Raw genomic sequence first — 16,202 nt, 5'->3', positions numbered from 1 at the left:
GCTGCTACAGATGACATGAAATAATTCGAAAGGTTAGAGAAAAAATGTTTAGTAAAATTATGTCTGGTTTGGGTCTTCAAGGTGTGACGGTAGAAACTGTTTTACAGAACCCAAGCTTACAAGCAGGCAGCACATTGCATGGAGAAATTAGCTTTAAAGGTGGATCATCTGATAAAGAGATTAATGGTCTTTATTTGCAATTGGTGACGATGGCAGAAGTCGAATCTGGTGATCATGAGTTTAACCAACCTTTAGTTTTACAAGAGTGGTTAGTGAACTCTCGATTCCTCTTGCCGGCACATCAAGCACATTCTTTCCCTTTTAGTATTCAACTACCATTTGAGACACCAATTACTGAGGTTGCTTGTCGAAGAAATGGTGCACGTGTTTGGATTCAAACCCATATGGATGTTGATTGGGGATTAGATGCAACTGATCGTGATTATCTAAAGGTTCTGCCAACTCCAGCCATGCAAATGTTTCTACAGGCTATGCAGCGATGTGGCTTTGTTTTATCGACAGTAGATGTAGAAAAAGGGCAGCTGACTGCGCGAAATTTTAGATCAACGATTGGTTGTTACCAAGAGCTTGAATTTGTCTCTTCACATATGTTTAGCGGATTTAATGAGGTTGAAGTTTCTTTCGTTGCGGAACCTAATCAAACTCACGTTATGCTTGAAGTAGACCGCCATTTTCGATCAGATCAGCTATTAACGATGACGATTCCACATCATATGCTTGATGAAAACCAAATGGTGCAACAAATTCGAAGCCTCTTAAAGCTTGGATAAATTAAATTAGAGTAGATGCTTAAATAAGAGCCTTTTATGCATCCTGCATCATTTTAATTAACTCCTGCATGGCTCTAGATTGAGTACGTGCAGGATGCCATACCATACCTAATTGACGATTCATCTCAACATTTAAATCAAGCTGCTGCATATCCTGATTCAATAGAGTTTTTGGTAAAACTGACCAACCCAAACCAATCGAGACTAACATGCGAATAGACTCAAGAGGGTTATTGCTCATGGTAATTTTTGGTTTAAGTCCTTGTTTTTCAAACTCAGCTAAAGTGATTTGAGCAGTATAAGTTTGTGCAGCGGGTAATAAGCTTGGATATTCAATTAAATCTTGTAAGGTAAGATTCTTCTTTTGTGCCAGCGGATGAAAAGGGGCAGCAACAAAAACTAAAGGATCATTCCAAATTCTAATGTAGTTAAGACGCTCATCTCCTGAAGGAGGAAGCGTTAAAAATGCTAGTTCTAAATCACCAGCCAATACTTGTTCATGGGCTTGCTCTGAATCAACAAAATGCACATCTAAGGTAACTTGAGGGAATTGCTGAACAAAATGCTTAAGTGGTGCGGGTAAATGGTGCAAACCAATATGGTGACTCGTACCGACTTTTAAACGGCCTTGTACCTGAGTTTGTTCATGGCTCAGCGTATGGTGAATATCACCCAGCTCATTTAACCAGTTTTTAACTTTAGGAAGTAATGAATGTGCGGCATGAGTTGCCTGAACACCTCGGCCTGCAGATTCAAATAGTTTTACGCCAAAATATTCTTCTAAGCTGTGAATTCGTTTGGTAACAGCAGGTTGAGTAATAAATAACTGATCTGCTGCCACAGAGATAGACCCTGTTTCCATGACTTTTACAAAAGCTTCAAAGGCTGCAAGATTCATAATACAACTCAACTTGGAATAGAAAAATCGAGGGGCTAAAGTTGCCGAGCCAAAATCGTATCATGCTTGCAGCGAAACGAGTGAGAAAGTTGTGAATTACCGCACTAATCTTAGCCTAAGCCGTTGTTTCTTTTTCAGCTAAGGCTGATACGCGGCGATCTTTAGCAGCCCAAACTTTTTCATGGAAGAAAAAAGCAAAAGCTTGTACGGTTGGTTCAAGCATACTTAATGTTAAAGCCATCCAGATATTACCTGTTACAAAGTATGCAACTAGCATTGCTACAGTAATATGCATAATGTAATAGCTTAAGGTTTTCTTTAAGGTACGTTGATTATTTATAACGAATTTTTGGATATTAGCCATGATCATTCTCTTTAGCCACTTTAGATATTTTTAGTATAGGCATTAGAGTATAAGATTAAAAATTGATTATGCAAATGATAATCATTAACAAAAACGATTTATTAAATTTGATGTACCTTATGGAAATTATAATTTATTCCAAAAAGTTTTCTAATTTATAAAAATGATAAATTAGATTTATGTAAAACTCTGGCTATAATCGAATAAAGATCAGAATTACCCAGTCCAATGGAGCAAGACGACATGGCAGGCAAAACTTTATATGACAAATTGTGGGATGACCACGTTGTTTCACAGCGTGATGATGGCTCATGTTTACTATACATTGACCGTCATTTATTGCATGAAGTGACAAGTCCACAAGCATTTGAAGGTTTGCAACTTGCGGATCGTCAACCATGGCGTTTAAGTGCAAACGTTGCTACACCGGACCACAATGTTCCAACATCTAAAAAGGAACGTGACCAAGGCATCGCTGGTATTGAAGATGATACATCTCGTATTCAAGTTCAAACCTTAGATGACAATTGTAAAGCCTTTAATATTGTTGAATTTAGTATTAATGATATCCGTCAGGGTATTGTGCATGTGGTTGGACCTGAACAGGGCTTAACTTTACCGGGCATGACGGTCGTATGTGGCGACTCACATACAGCGACTCACGGTGCTTTTGGTTGCTTGGCGCATGGTATTGGAACATCTGAAGTTGAACATGTGTTAGCAACACAATGCTTGATTCAGAAAAAATCTAAAAATATGTTAGTTCGTGTAGATGGCGTATTGGGTAAAGGCGTAACACCAAAAGATGTTGTGTTGGCGATTATCGGTAAAATTGGTACTGCTGGTGGTACAGGCTATGCAATCGAATTCGGTGGTCAGGTTTTCCGTGATATGTCGATTGAAGGGCGTATGACGGTATGTAACATGGCGATTGAAGCAGGTGCTCGTGTCGGTATGGTTGCTGTTGATGACAAAACTATTGAATATGTGAAAGGCCGTAGCTACGCACCAAAAGGCGAGCAATGGGACCAAGCAGTTGCTTACTGGAACACATTGCATTCAGACGAAGATGCTGTGTTTGATGCAGTTGTTGAATTAAATGGCGCAGAGATTGAACCACAAGTGTCTTGGGGAACTTCACCTGAGATGGTTATTCCTGTTACTGAAGCTGTGCCAACTTTAGAACAAGCGAAAGATGACGTTCAACGTAATGATTGGACACGTGCTTATCAATATATGGGTTTAAATGCGGGTCAAGCATTAGCTGATATTCAGCTTGATCGTGTCTTTATTGGTTCTTGTACGAACTCTCGTATTGAAGACATCCGTGCTGCGGCTGAGGTGGTTAAGGGGCGTAAAGTGGCATCTACCATTAAGCAAGCTATGATTGTTCCGGGGTCTGGTTTAGTTAAGCAACAGGCTGAAAAAGAAGGCTTAGATAAAATCTTCTTGGAAGCTGGCTTTGAATGGCGTGAGCCGGGTTGTTCAATGTGTTTAGCAATGAATGCAGATAAATTACAACCGGGTGAACACTGTGCATCGACGTCTAACCGTAACTTTGAAGGCCGTCAAGGCAATGGTGGTCGTACTCACTTGGTGAGCCCGGCAATGGCGGCAGCGGCTGCAATCGCTGGTCACTTTGTTGATGTTCGTTCATTTTAATTCGGTCTGGAGCAAACCATGAAAGCTTATACAGTTGAACAAGGTATCGTTGCACCATTAGATCGTGCCAATGTTGATACAGATTTAATTATTCCAAAACAGTTTTTAAAGTCGATTAAGCGCACTGGTTTTGGCGACAATTTATTTGATGAACTTCGTTATTTAGACGAAGGCTATCCAGGACAAGACAATTCAGTACGTCCAAAAAATCCGGATTTCGTTTTAAACCAGCCTCGTTATCAAGGAGCAACTGTTTTAATTGCTCGTACTAACTTTGGTTGTGGTTCAAGTCGTGAGCATGCGCCTTGGGCATTAAACGAATATGGATTCCGTACCGTTATTGCACCAAGCTTTGCTGATATTTTCTTTAATAACTGTTTCAAAAATGGTATGTTACCTGTCATTTTGCCAGAAGAAACAGTTGAGCAGTTATTTAAAGAATGTGCTGCTAATGAGGGATATCAATTAACAATTGATTTAGCAGCTCAAGAAGTACGTACTCCAACAGGTGAAGCATTTAAATTTGAAGTTGATCCGTTTCGTAAGCACTGCTTGTTAAATGGATTGGATGATATTGGTTTAACTCTTCAAAATGCAGACGCAATTCGTGCTTATGAAGAAAAAACTAAACAAGTTCGTCCTTGGGTATTCCAAGAGTTGAATTAACCTTTCGGTACATTTTAAACATAGCCATGGCGTAGCGTTCAAACTCTTGCTAACATGCTAAAGCATAAAAACACCTTAGAATTATGCACTAGATGAGGATTGGGCTTGAACAATGAAGAGGAACGTTACTCATAGCTTTTTGTTGAGCCTGTGCGCAATAACACTCAGTGCTTGTCAAAGCACTTACAATGTAGTGGATACTGTCCGCATTAAGCAGGCTGAACAAGAAAATTTGGGGCAGAATGCAGCAATATATTGTTCGGGCGCGAAGAGTTGTGAATTTGAACGACTAAATGATATTACTGTAGTGGATGCGCAAACACGAAGAATTAGTAATCAGGCAATTCATCAAGGGATTGTGAGATTACAAGGTTCAGTGCTTAGCCAAACTAACAGCTTATATTTATCAGTGCCTGCTAAACAATATGAAGTGGTGATTCGTTTCTATCCGATCTCTCCGGATCGTGCAGAAACATTTCATGTGATTCACCAGTTTAATGCTAACCATCGCTATACATTTAAAATGTACCGAGACAAATCTAACCGTTCGGGTAGTTTGCTGAATGTTTCTGTACCAGATCCATTATGTGTCGATTTAGAACAAGATGGGCATGTCATTCGCCGTTTTTGTCGACCATTTGATGTTACAACAGGACTAGGTGAATTCCTTGAGCAGAAAAAACTAACACCGCGGTAGTTGTAGCACTGCTTGTCTTTGGAAAATGGAAAAAAGTTCATGTCTAAACAGATTTTAATTTTAGCTGGTGATGGTATTGGTCCTGAAATTGTTGGGGCGGCAGAAAAAGTATTAAATACAGTAAATGAAAAATTTAATTTATCGTTAACTTGGGAACATGGCTTGTTAGGGGGTGCTGCAATTGATGCGCATGGTGAACCGTACCCAGCAGTAACAAGTGAACAAGCAAAAAAAGCTGATGCAATTTTATTAGGTGCGGTAGGCGGACCAAAGTGGGACACCATTGAGCGTTCTATTCGTCCTGAACGTGGTCTTTTAAAAATTCGTAGTGAACTTAACTTGTTTGCTAACTTGCGCCCAGCGATTTTATATCCGCAATTGGCAGATGCTTCTAGTTTGAAGCCTGAAATTGTTGCTGGCTTAGATATTTTAATTGTTCGTGAATTGACTGGCGGTATCTATTTCGGTCAGCCACGTGGTATCCGTGAACTCGAAAACGGTGAAAAGCAAGGTTATAACACCGACGTTTATTCTGAAAGCGAAATTAAGCGTATTGCAAAAGTAGCTTTTGAACTTGCAGGTCTACGTGGTGGAAAGGTTTGTTCTGTAGATAAAGCTAACGTTTTGGAAGTTACAGAGCTTTGGAAACAAACAGTTACTGATTTACAGCAAGCAAATTATTCAAATATTCAGCTTTCACATATGTATGTCGACAATGCTGCCATGCAACTTGTACGTGCGCCGAAACAGTTTGATGTGATCGTAACGGGTAACTTGTTTGGTGACATTTTATCTGATGAAGCAGCAATGCTTACAGGTTCAATCGGCATGTTGCCATCGGCTTCGTTAGATGAAAATGGCAAAGGTATGTATGAGCCTTGCCATGGTTCTGCACCTGATATCGCGGGTCAAAATGTGGCAAACCCATTAGCAACTATTCTTTCAGTTGCAATGATGCTTCGCTACACATTCCGTGAAGAAGCTGCTGCAAAAGCAATTGAAGATGCAGTAGGTCAAGTGCTTGATCAAGGTTTGCGTACAGCTGATATTATGTCTGAAGGTATGACAAAAGTAGGTACGGCTGAAATGGGTGAGGCTGTTGTAGCTGCTCTTGCTTAAAAGCTTATTATAAAAAAACGCAGCGTTGAGCTGCGTTTTTTTGTGCCGATGTCTTAGCAGGCTTTACCCTCATATTGAATTGACTCGGCAATGTCATTTTTAAGCTGGAAAATCACTTTGCAATTGAAATTAATATCATAAGAATTACCGCTCAGATTTCCTGATTGGACAGGAATAGAGCTTCCTCTCATATCAACATTACTCACCATCGGAATTGGAATGCTTAAAGGACGCAAAATCGTATAGATGAGCTGATTGGATGTTTTTTGCGGTGTATTGGCGACTTGAAAACCAAGACTACGTAGATTGATATCTTGTTGAATGGTCGCAGAGGATTTACCTAAAAAGCCTTTTAAATATTCCTGTAAATCTACGGATTGACGTGGGTGGCTAGCACAACCGTTAAGACAAATAATGATGAAAGATAATAAGCCAATTTGGTAGCGGGTATATATGTTCATTTTTCTCACTATATGAAATTATATTTATTATTAAAGAACAATAGGTTGTATTTACAAGCTTGTAAAGCAAAAAAGGAGGATTAAGATAAATGGAGAATAAGTTTATTTAGAGATTCATACTAATATTCAAAAGGCTTTATAATTATTTTGTAAAAAACTTAAGGAAAACATGATGAAAAAAATATTTTTTGCATTTTTATGCAGCTTTGGCGTGACTTCAGTCTATGCAGATAACTGTGATAGTGCCCGCAATACTTACGATGATATTTACTGTACAAATAAAATTTATGCGAGTGCTGATGCTGATCTGAATAAGAATTATCAAGCACTGCGAGTAAAGTTAAACACCGCGCAGAAAAATATTCTTAAGAAGTCTCAGCTTGCATGGATACGTCAACGTGATGCCGAGTGTACAGATTCAAATAGGAATAGTGTAGACGTGCAATGTCGTTTACAGACAACGCAAGAAAGAAACCATTGGCTGCAAGAAAGATTGCGTGAATGCCAAACGGTGGGATGTAAAACCAGTCGCTTAAGTGAATAAATAACGCAATAAAAAAGCCACATCATAAAGTGGCTTTTTTGCATTCACTAATTAGCGAGCACGGTACGTAATACGACCTTTAGTTAAGTCATATGGAGTCATTTCGACTTTTACACTGTCGCCAGTAAGAATACGAATATAGTGTTTACGCATTTTACCAGAAATGTGTGCAATAACTTCGTGACCGTTTTCAAGACGTACACGGAACATCGTATTAGGAAGCGTTTCGGTGACAACGCCTTCGAACTCAATGAGTTCCTCTTTATTGGCCATAGCCTACCTGATGATCAAATTGGAAAGGCGCAAATTATAGTCAATTTTTTTAAAAAAAACAAGATAGACACACTTCTGCTAAAGCATCTGGTTAAAGTATGACTAATAAAAAAAGATGTAATTTTTTTCACAAAAGAAGTGTAATTCTGTTGTCAGTTTGGTCAATCAACGCTAATCTAAAATCATAGTTATTAGGGACTGTTAATTGCATAAAGGTCAACAGCCCTAAATATCAATGAAGTATCTACATGGAAGGGCACTGCGTGGGTCAGCTAACAGATGCATCAGTTGTATTACGCTTTGGCTACCAAGCGATTCGTCGTGCGGGTTTGCCAACAGAAGAAATATTAACCAAAGCGGGAGTTGCTTTAAATCAGGTCGATACCAATGCACGTACACCGTTAAGTGCACAGTACGCCTTTTGGACTGCCGCTCAGGAAGTCAGTAAAGATCCAGACATCGGTCTGCATTTAGGTGAACATTTGCCTTTGTATCGAGGGCAGGTGATTGAACATCTATTTATTAGTAGTGAAACCTTTGGTGAAGGCTTAAAACGAGCCTTAGCTTATCAACGACTGATTAGTGATGCATTTGATGCAAAACTAGTCGTTGAAGAAGGACGTTGTTATTTAACCAATGGCGAACAGATTGGTGCTGACAATCTCGTCAATCGTCATTTCTCTGAATGTGCGATTTCGGGCGTGCTTAGATTTTTTAAGTTCATTACTGAAGGACAATTTCATCCTATCTTCATCGATTTTAATTTTAGCGAAGGAGCTTCTGAGGATGAATATTTCCGTGTATTTGGCTGCCCAGTTAGCTTAGGTCAGAAAGAGACACGTTTATATTTTGACCCAGCTATTTTAGATTTTCAGCTTTGGCAGGCAGAGCCTGAGTTATTGCAATTGCATGAGCAGCTCGCAATTGAGAAATTGCAGGAATTGGCCCGCTATGATTTAGTGGGTGAGGTTCGTCGTGCGATTGGTTCGACACTTGAAAGTGGAGAAACAACTTTAGAGACGGTTGCTGCTCAGTTGAATATTACGCCGCGTCGTTTACGTACTCAGCTCAGTGAGGCAAATACCAGTTTTCAACAAATACTTTCTGACTATCGTTGTCGTTTGGCTAAAAAGCTTTTGGCAAATACCAATGAGAGTGTTGAACGTATTGTGTATTTAACTGGCTTCTCTGAACCAAGTACGTTCTATCGTGCATTTAAGCGTTGGACGAATGAAACACCTGTGGAATACCGTAAGCGTAAGCAGCATCGCTAGATAAGTATATGTAAAGTTGGCTAAACTTACTCAGGTAAGTTTAGCCAATGTGGCCCAAGTGGTGGCTGCGGCAAATCAAACTGTTCAGGATAATTACACTGAATAAAATAAAGGCCATCGGGTGGGGCGGTTACCCCAGCTGCCTTACGATCCTGCGCCGCAAACATTGCATCGATATGATCAATCTCATACATACCTTGACCAATTTCAAGTAAGCAACCGACAATATTACGCACCATATGGTGTAAAAAACCATCTGCTTGAATATCTAAAACTAAATAGTGTCCATGTTCAAATAAACGGCAATGTTTTACATGTCGAACAGGCTGGTTTGACTGGCATGCTGCTGCACGGAAAGTTTCAAAGTTATGCGTTCCTTCAAATTTACTAGCAGCTTTAATCATCTTTTGCACGTCTAGCTTTTGGTAAATGTGCGTAACTTGCTTATGTAATAGTGCTGGGCGATGCGGTGCGTTATAGATGATATAGCGGTAACGTCGGGCAGTCGCTTTAAAGCGGGCATGAAAACTTTCATCCATCAGTTTAATCCACTGAATAGAAATATCTTTAGGTAGTTGACTATTTGCCCCTCTTAACCACCCCGTTTCTGGACGAATAGCGTTCGTGTCGAAGTGTGCCACCATATTCGTTGCATGTACTCCCGCATCAGTACGGCCCGCACCGTGAAGTGTAATGGGTTCATCTGCAATTTTACTCAGTACACGCTCGATCGTTTCCTGAACGCTGGCAACGCCTGGCTGTTGTGTTTGCCAACCTCGGTATTGAACTCCGCTAAATTCAATACCGACTGCATAACGTTGCATAGCTTCACCTCTATTTAATGCTAATTTTCATTCCAATGGCTGAGCCATTGTTCTGGGGTTGGGTATTTTAAATAGATTTGAAGTGCTTTTGCATAGAGATCTGCATGGCTATGTGCATCACTGATGACAATTTTTGCAGTTTTGGCCCATGCACTAATCGCATAACGTTGATCAATACCACCGAATGTTACCTGAGTGGTAAGAATCGGAACACAGCCACGTGTGTAAAGCTCATCTAATGTTGCAAGTAATTCTTGGTTTACTGCAATATTGCCAGTACCAAAACCTTGTAACACTAAAAAGTGTGGTGGGGCTGAAAGTAAGTGGCGTAATTGTTGTACTAAGTGCTGTGTTGCAATGGGTTGCATCATCCAGTTTAAAATCTGGAAGGAAGCAGCTCGTTCAATTTGGGCATCTTGTACGATCAATTCATTTTGCTGAGGCGTAAACTCAGCTTCACTACTTAACCCTGAAAATGCATCGAGTTCAGTCGTATGCGTTTTTAATGCAGTCTGCGCGTGGAATACTTGATGGTGGAATGCGAGATAAGCACCCACAGGTAAAGCAATCACTTGTTCTAGTGCAAGATATAAGTTCTCAATTGCATCAGTAAATTCACGGGTATTATCGCCTTGAATATTGAGTAGCGGATATTGGCTACCGGTAATCACAATATGACAGCTTTGGCCCAAAAAGCGGGCTAGGGTCGCAGCCGCATAACTGAGCGTGTCTGTACCATGAATAACAACGAAATGCTGATAACCTTCAAGTTGTAGTTGTTGTATACGTTGAATCATGCGTAACCAGTCAGGTGCCGTACATGCACTGCTATCAACAATATTGGGTGCAGCAAAGCAGTCAACTGTTAAGTGTGGGGGAATCACTTTTTCAAGTTGAGGTAAGAATTGCTCATAAGGCATAGGAGCTAGAGGTTCACCAATGCAACCAAAAGTACCACCCATATAAAATAAGGCTATTTTTTTCATATTTTTGCAGGCATAAAAAAGCAGTCATCTCTGACTGCTTATGGTAAATCGAACAGTTCTAAGAAGCTATGCGATTAAGTAAGTTTTTCGCGCGTTGTTGTTGTTCTGTGTTGAATTTTTGCTCATTGCTTGCCAATAAGGCTTGAGCTGCTGGGTAGGCTCCTAACTTAATGTATTGCTCAGCTAGTTTTAAATCAAGTTCATTTTCATCTAACTGTTTTAATTCTGGAAAAGCTTCTACAAGGGGATCTTTAGTTTGATTTGGGGTAGTTTCTTCGCCTACTAGGTCTACAAGGTTTTGAGTTTCAATCTCTGGTGCTGTAACTAATGCAGGCTCGTCTAGCGAAAACTCAATAGGTGCTATTGAATTCGACTCTAATGGAGCTTGTTCTACGAGTTGAAGCTCATCTAATGATGAGATCTGTTCATTAGGTTTTACTTCTGGATCTTCATGGGTTAATTCAAGATTAAAATCCAAAGCATTGGTGTTCTCTTGAGCTGCTGGTGCCGCTATTGTCTGGTTTTTTTCCTCAGATTCATGCAGAGGTGCCAAGTCAAAAGAAAACTCTAGGTCAGCTAGCTCATTTGTTTCTTGAGATGGCGATAACTCTGATTTCTGTGTTGGTTGGCTGGTATTTTCGGTAGTCGTGGTTTGCTCAAATGAAAAGTTAAACTCTAAAGGTTCAACTTCAACAGCAGGTTTTTGCTTTACAGGGGTATAGTCTTGCTGCAATTCATCAAAAGAAGTTTCAGAAGAACTTGTTGTTAATTGGTCAAACTGAGCTGTTGCATCAGATGTATTTTTTGGCTCTTGGTATGTTTGAGCGTGAGGAAAATCGATCGCATCTGGTTGTCTTGATGACTCATATTCTTTTTGTCTGGCTTCTGCTTGAATGGCTATTTCATTGAGCGCTAAGCTACGAATATGGCTAATCAGTTGAGTTATTGCAAACTCATCTTTTTGTGCAATATGAATCTCAAGTAGCAATAAATAAAGTTCATGTTGCGTATTATCTTTTTTGAGCGCCTGATTGACTTGAGCTTCAGCGGCTGAGAATTGTTTTTCTTGAATAAGTAGCTGAATCTTCTGACGAACAGCGTCTGGAACAGGACTGCTTTGTGGAGTAGAGGGAATAGATTCTTCAACTACATTTACTTTAGTTTTTTCACGCGAGTTTTTACTTGATTTAGAGTTCGCTTTTTTATTGGTTTTTCTATTTATTGTTTTAGGGGAATTCGACTCTTGCTTTTGGCTATTTTCGCGTTTTTTTAAAATGACAGCGACCACGAGCAATATGATGAATGGAATCACATATAACATTACTTTCCCCTTAAAAAATAAATATTTGCAATATAAAGCGAGCTGACTCTGGTTTTAACTTAATGCTTTTGCTTATGAGTCTGTTGCTGTGCTTGTAACTGCTGTTGTAACTCTGCCAAACGTGCATTCAGAAGTTGAATACGTTGGTCTTTTAAACGTAAAGTTTGATTTAGTTTGGTTACATTCCTTTGTAATGTAACGGTTTTTTCTCTTGTTGTCATAACTTTTACTGCTAACTCAGTATTGTTTTGACTTTGTTGTGTGCTCTTTTTAGCACTTCCATGCGTAGAATTTTGACTGTTTTCAGCCACAATACTCATTTCGGCTTGTTGTAAACGGTATTTTGCTTTGCCAGAAGTTGATTTTGCAGTATGTGCGATATCTGTTTTTGACTTGTTTTGCTGAGGTTTAGCAGCAGGAGAGTGAGCTAGGTTAAGTGCGATTCCCTGACGCAAACGATTTACATCACCTTGAATAAAAGCATGTCGGTTTTGTGTTTGAATATCATGCATGACTTTCGCAACAGGTTGTTTTGTTTTTGCTGCAATACGATTAGCAATGCTCCATAAAGACTCATTTCGCTGTACCACATATTTACCTGATGATACTGGTCCTTTGTAGGAACTTAACGATTGTTTCTTCGCAGGATTTTGGTTACGCGCTTTTTGAGGTACAGATTTCTTTTGCGCTGTTAAATTTTTGACCGTAGTTTTTGGTGAATTATTTGTAGGTGTCTTAGCGCTGGTTGGTTTAATTTCTGTCTGATCTGGGGTAGTAGCTGTTGTAACTTGTTGAGCAAGTTGAGTAGAAGAATTTGCACTAAGTGTATTGGATGAATTTGTATTTATTGCTGGAGCAGTTCCAACGTTAATATTAAGACTGTGTTCACCATTTGAATTATTTGTAGTTGAGGCCGAAGTTGGTGATGCATATCGAGTACTTTCTGGCAGATTTAGAGCAATGTCTTTTTCATTGACAATAAACTGAGGTGACAAAGTACTTTCGTTATTTTCAGTCTTTTTTATAGAAGAAGGCTTAATTACGGTTTTGATATGCTGCAAACGTGTAGCAGAACCTTCACTAATTTTTACTACAATATTTAGTTCAGGATCAATCACAGGGCGAGATGAGGTAATCACAATAACCCCTGAGCCTTGACCATTTTGGCGTGTATAAAAATTAAGATTTCCGGGCGGCTGATGAGTTACGCCTAACGCGCTTAAATCTTCAGGAGTCGCTAGACTGACTTGTAGGGTAGCGTTGGGGTCAGCTTGTTGAAAATTCATTTCGGCATATAACAAATCGCCAGGTGCGGACTGAATTTGTATAGGGTCTAATGTAATCGCATAAATAGAAGGCGAAGACATAATGGTGAAAATGGCAATTTTTAATTTGTTATAAACAGTCATCTCAATCCATGACCTAATAAGTCGTAAAGTCATTCAAAATTATACAATAATGAAATGTAAATAAATTGTAAAATTTTCACAAACCAGTTACGAAAAAGCCGATCTAATGTGATCGGCTTTTTATTTTGACTGAATAATTCAAATCAAATTATGAGCTTTTGTATTCAACTAAAATACGTAACATGCGACGTAAAGGCTCAGCAGCACCCCAAAGTAACTGGTCACCGACTGTAAATGCACCTAGATACTCTTTACCCATGTTGAGTTTACGTAGACGACCTACAGGCACAGTTAAGGTACCAGTTACAGCAACAGGTGTAAGGTCAGTCATAGACGCTTCACGAGTGTTTGGTACAACTTTCGCCCATTGGCTTGAAGTACGAATCATATCTTCGATTTCATCAAGCGGCACATCTTTTTTCAACTTGATAGTAAGCGCCTGAGAGTGGCAACGCATCGCACCAATACGGACACAGTGACCGTCGATAGGAACAATTTGTGAGTTACCCAAGATCTTGTTGGTTTCAACCTGACCTTTCCACTCTTCTTTTGATTGACCGTTTTCAAGTTGCTTATCAATGTAAGGAATCAATGAACCCGCTAATGGCACACCAAAGTTAGCAGAAGGGAAACCTTCACCACGTTGTAACTCGGCAACTTGACGATCAATATCCAAAATTGCAGATTTAGGATCATCTAACAATGTTTTAGTATTGTTGTATAAGTAGCCCATCCCAGTTAGTAGCTCACGCATGTTTTGTGCGCCAGCGCCCGATGCTGCTTGATAAGTCATAGCAGTCATCCACTCCACCAAATTATTTTGGAAAAGTGAACCTACACCCATCAACATAAGCGATACTGTACAGTTACCACCTACGAAAGTTTTGGTGCCGTTAACCAGCCCGTCTTTAATAACGTTAAGGTTTACTGGGTCAAGAACGATGATCGCATCATCTGACATACGTAAAGTTGAAGCTGCGTCAATCCAGTAGCCATCCCAACCAGTCGCTTTTAACTGTGGGAAAACTTCAGACGTATAGTCACCACCTTGACAGGTAATAATGACATCCATTTGCTTCAGACTATTAATGTCTGTAGCTTCCATAAGTGCTGGGGCAGTCTTACCACCAAATGAAGGAGCTTCACCACCTGCATTACTGGTAGAGAAATAAAATGGCTCAATATGAGCAAAATCATTCTCTTCAACCATACGTTGCATAAGGACGGAACCGACCATCCCGCGCCAACCGACCAGACCTACTTTCATGTCATTTTGCCTCGGTGCGTTAAAATTGTTAGGGGGAGTTGAGTGTATCAAAAGTGTCCACAACTGCAAGCGTTACAGAAACAAAACACCATCTTTATTGAGTAGAATATCTTGTTTATGTTACATACAAAATTGATAAAGATGACAAAAACTTTAAAAAACAAATCATCTTAAAAGAGAAAATTCAATGATTTATATCGAAGTTCTAGCTGGTCTGGTGATTTGGTTAAGTTTCTGGTCACTTATTCCTCGTGATGAGTGGTGGTTTCGTGGTGCCGACTTCCCTCGGTTGCAGATTCTATTTGTTGGTCTTTTAGCCTTTATAGGAATGCTGTTTTGGCCCACCGAATGGAATCTCTGGCGTGAAGTCGTGCTGGCTGCGCTCATTGCTGCCATTGCCTATCAGCTTAAAATGATTTTGCCTTATACCTTGTTTTGGAAAAAACAGGTTAAACAGGTGAAGCCGTCTCAATTAGATCCACAAAAGCAGATTTCCTTAATTGTATCGAATGTGCTCACTCCTAATGATAAATATCATTTATTGCTTGAACAGATCAGGACATTAAAACCAGATTTACTGCTTACATTGGAAAGCGATAAGACATGGGAAAATGCTTTAAAGGAGATCGAAGGTGACTATCCTTATCGCGTTCCTGTACCCTTAGATAACCTCTACGGCATGCATTTATATAGTCGTCTACCTTTATCAAATACTGAAGTTAAATTTATTCTCAGTGATGAAATTCCCTCTATTCATACCACTGTGACTTTACGGTCTGGTATGCCGGTTCAACTCTATTGTTTGCATCCTAAGCCCCCTAGTCCAACTGAGGCGAAGGATTCGACTTTACGCGATGCTGAACTTTTAATTGTGGGTGACCAAATTAAAGATCTAGATGAAAGCTGTATTGTGATGGGTGATTTAAACGATGTAGCGTGGTCACGTACTACACGGTTATTTCAACGAATTAGTGGATTACTTGACCCGCGTGTTGGGCGACATTTCATTAATACTTTTCATGCAGATTATCCATTGTTGCGCTGGTCTTTAGACCATATTTTCCATAGTACCGATTTCGGTTTAGTGAAGATGCAGCGTTTACCTCATATTGGATCTGATCATTTTCCTGTCTATGTGGTTTTGCAGACTGGTCGAATATTTGAGCATATTCAAGAGGAGCTGGAACAAACTCAAGATGATGAAGAAGAAGCGCAAAGAGCCATCCAAGAAGGAATTGCAAAGGCTGAAGCTGAAGAAAAAGTAGTAACTGATAAAATTGCACAGCCTTATAAATAAAAAGAATATAAAAAGTGATGTAAGCAATATCGTACAAAGATTTGAGTCTAGGGCGAATAGGCAGAGGGTTATAAAAACCTTATTCTACATTCATCGGCACACGGAACCGGGAATGGATAATCCCAAGTAAGGATACATAACGCTGATATGGAATAGCATCACGGATCAGATGTTGGAACGGAAACGATAAAAATAATTATTAACCTGAAAGCACAACCTCATTTACCCGAGTTTTGCAGGACGCAGAACTCGGGTTGATATTTTTATATACCTTATTAAATTTATTGTAAATCATATAAAAATTTCCAAGATTATCTTATTTTTAAAATCTATTTAATTTGCGTTAAGC

General features: G+C 39.5%; 17 protein-coding genes. 8 read left to right on the top strand and 9 right to left on the bottom strand.

All coding sequences use genetic code 11. The features are described from left to right. Positions 1-44: 44 nt before the first annotated feature. The gene (locus J690_RS09065; protein ID WP_002115100.1) at positions 45-791 is read left to right on the top strand and encodes a sporulation protein; all 747 of its coding nucleotides are present in this window, start codon (positions 45-47) and stop codon (positions 789-791) included. Between the two features lie 34 nt (positions 792-825). On the opposite strand, the gene J690_RS09060 is transcribed toward J690_RS09065, so the two are convergent. Together J690_RS09060 and J690_RS09055 are read right to left on the bottom strand one after the other, a co-directional pair. Further along, positions 826-1,689, bottom strand: a complete 864-nt coding sequence (locus tag J690_RS09060) for a LysR family transcriptional regulator (RefSeq protein ID WP_032035395.1) — start codon at positions 1,687-1,689, stop codon at positions 826-828. A gap of 115 nt (positions 1,690-1,804) precedes the next feature. Continuing rightward, positions 1,805-2,059, bottom strand: coding sequence for a DUF2061 domain-containing protein (locus tag J690_RS09055; RefSeq protein ID WP_017482004.1), 255 nt, complete (start codon positions 2,057-2,059; stop codon positions 1,805-1,807). A 237-nt stretch (positions 2,060-2,296) separates the two neighbouring features. Here J690_RS09055 and leuC point away from each other — a divergent pair, with 237 nt between their 5' ends. From leuC to leuB, 4 genes are all read left to right on the top strand, one after another. After that, positions 2,297-3,715 carry a 3-isopropylmalate dehydratase large subunit gene (leuC, locus tag J690_RS09050; RefSeq protein WP_017482005.1) on the top strand — a complete coding sequence of 473 codons (1,419 nt, stop codon included), beginning with the start codon at positions 2,297-2,299 and terminating at the stop codon, positions 3,713-3,715. A gap of 18 nt (positions 3,716-3,733) precedes the next feature. Continuing rightward, on the top strand, positions 3,734-4,381 hold the full coding sequence (leuD, locus tag J690_RS09045) for a 3-isopropylmalate dehydratase small subunit (RefSeq protein WP_002114814.1): 648 nt from the start codon (positions 3,734-3,736) through the stop codon (positions 4,379-4,381). A gap of 112 nt (positions 4,382-4,493) precedes the next feature. Next, the gene (locus tag J690_RS09040; protein ID WP_005066026.1) at positions 4,494-5,078 is read left to right on the top strand and encodes a hypothetical protein; all 585 of its coding nucleotides are present in this window, start codon (positions 4,494-4,496) and stop codon (positions 5,076-5,078) included. A gap of 39 nt (positions 5,079-5,117) precedes the next feature. Further along, positions 5,118-6,197 carry a 3-isopropylmalate dehydrogenase gene (leuB, locus tag J690_RS09035; protein ID WP_002114882.1) on the top strand — a complete coding sequence of 360 codons (1,080 nt, stop codon included), beginning with the start codon at positions 5,118-5,120 and terminating at the stop codon, positions 6,195-6,197. A 53-nt stretch (positions 6,198-6,250) separates the two neighbouring features. Here the strand turns inward: leuB and J690_RS09030 are convergent, their stop codons facing one another. After that, positions 6,251-6,658: a hypothetical protein gene (locus J690_RS09030; RefSeq protein ID WP_032035394.1), complete on the bottom strand. Its 408-nt coding sequence runs from the start codon at positions 6,656-6,658 to the stop codon at positions 6,251-6,253. A 169-nt stretch (positions 6,659-6,827) separates the two neighbouring features. Here J690_RS09030 and J690_RS09025 point away from each other — a divergent pair, with 169 nt between their 5' ends. Then, the gene (locus J690_RS09025; RefSeq protein ID WP_002114916.1) at positions 6,828-7,202 is read left to right on the top strand and encodes a lysozyme inhibitor LprI family protein; all 375 of its coding nucleotides are present in this window, start codon (positions 6,828-6,830) and stop codon (positions 7,200-7,202) included. A gap of 51 nt (positions 7,203-7,253) precedes the next feature. On the opposite strand, the gene infA is transcribed toward J690_RS09025, so the two are convergent. Next, positions 7,254-7,475, bottom strand: coding sequence for a translation initiation factor IF-1 (gene infA / locus J690_RS09020; protein ID WP_001284370.1), 222 nt, complete (start codon positions 7,473-7,475; stop codon positions 7,254-7,256). A gap of 263 nt (positions 7,476-7,738) precedes the next feature. On the opposite strand from infA, the gene J690_RS09015 reads away from it, so the two are divergent. After that, positions 7,739-8,749, top strand: a complete 1,011-nt coding sequence (locus tag J690_RS09015; protein WP_005066032.1) for an AraC family transcriptional regulator — start codon at positions 7,739-7,741, stop codon at positions 8,747-8,749. 26 nt (positions 8,750-8,775) lie between these two features. On the opposite strand, the gene truA is transcribed toward J690_RS09015, so the two are convergent. From truA to asd, 5 genes are all read right to left on the bottom strand, one after another. Continuing rightward, entirely contained in the window at positions 8,776-9,573 is a 798-nt protein-coding gene (gene truA, locus J690_RS09010; RefSeq protein ID WP_032035393.1) for a tRNA pseudouridine(38-40) synthase TruA, read from the bottom strand. 20 nt (positions 9,574-9,593) lie between these two features. Continuing rightward, the gene (locus J690_RS09005) at positions 9,594-10,559 is read right to left on the bottom strand and encodes an asparaginase (RefSeq protein ID WP_032035392.1); all 966 of its coding nucleotides are present in this window, start codon (positions 10,557-10,559) and stop codon (positions 9,594-9,596) included. A 58-nt stretch (positions 10,560-10,617) separates the two neighbouring features. Continuing rightward, a complete protein-coding gene (locus J690_RS09000) occupies positions 10,618-11,880 on the bottom strand; it encodes a hypothetical protein (RefSeq protein WP_032035391.1) in 1,263 nt (420 codons plus the stop codon). A 59-nt stretch (positions 11,881-11,939) separates the two neighbouring features. Then, entirely contained in the window at positions 11,940-13,289 is a 1,350-nt protein-coding gene (locus J690_RS08995) for a type IV pilus assembly protein FimV (protein ID WP_032035390.1), read from the bottom strand. 148 nt (positions 13,290-13,437) lie between these two features. Next, positions 13,438-14,556 carry an aspartate-semialdehyde dehydrogenase gene (gene asd, locus J690_RS08990; RefSeq protein WP_032035389.1) on the bottom strand — a complete coding sequence of 373 codons (1,119 nt, stop codon included), beginning with the start codon at positions 14,554-14,556 and terminating at the stop codon, positions 13,438-13,440. A 187-nt stretch (positions 14,557-14,743) separates the two neighbouring features. Between asd and J690_RS08985 the strand changes: the two genes are divergently transcribed. After that, entirely contained in the window at positions 14,744-15,853 is a 1,110-nt protein-coding gene (locus tag J690_RS08985) for an endonuclease/exonuclease/phosphatase family protein (RefSeq protein WP_032035388.1), read from the top strand. Positions 15,854-16,202 lie beyond the last annotated feature (349 nt).

Source organism: Acinetobacter sp. 742879 (genome assembly GCF_000588535.1).
GTDB classification, from domain to species: Bacteria; Pseudomonadota; Gammaproteobacteria; order Pseudomonadales; family Moraxellaceae; genus Acinetobacter; species Acinetobacter pittii.
This window is presented reverse-complemented; position numbering and strand designations above follow the sequence as displayed.